Raw genomic sequence first — 412 nt, 5'->3', positions numbered from 1 at the left:
CAGCCGATACGCTCGACCCCGCCAAGGGCGCGCTCGGCACCGACTACGTGCGCGCCAACATGTTCTACAACGGCCTGACGGAACTCGACTCGCACCTCGGCGCGAAGATGGCGCTCGCCGAATCACTGGAAACGAAGGACGCGACCGTGTGGGTCGTCAAGCTGCGCAGCGGCGTGCAATTCCATGACGGCAAGTCGCTCGCGACGAACGACGTCATCTATTCGCTGATGCGTCACAAGGACCCGGCTGTCGGCTCGAAGGCGAAGACGCTCGCCGACCAGATCAAGGAAGCGAAGGCGACGGGCCCGAACGAAGTGACGATCACGCTCGAAGGCGCGAACGCGGATCTGCCCGTGATTCTCGCGACCTCGCACTTCCTCATCGTCAAGGACGGCACGACGGACTTCAAAAC

The 412-nt window shown here is 63.1% G+C and carries 1 protein-coding gene; it reads left to right on the top strand.

Annotated elements, in window-relative coordinates; all coding sequences use genetic code 11:
• Positions 1 to 412: ABC transporter substrate-binding protein (locus AB4Y42_RS44325; RefSeq protein ID WP_368697909.1), on the top strand; the 412-nt coding region annotated here is incomplete at both ends.

This window comes from Paraburkholderia sp. EG286B (assembly GCF_040965655.1).
Lineage (GTDB): Bacteria > Pseudomonadota > Gammaproteobacteria > Burkholderiales > Burkholderiaceae > Paraburkholderia.
Note: the sequence above shows the minus strand (reverse complement) of the source record. Positions and strands in the feature narration are given on the sequence as shown.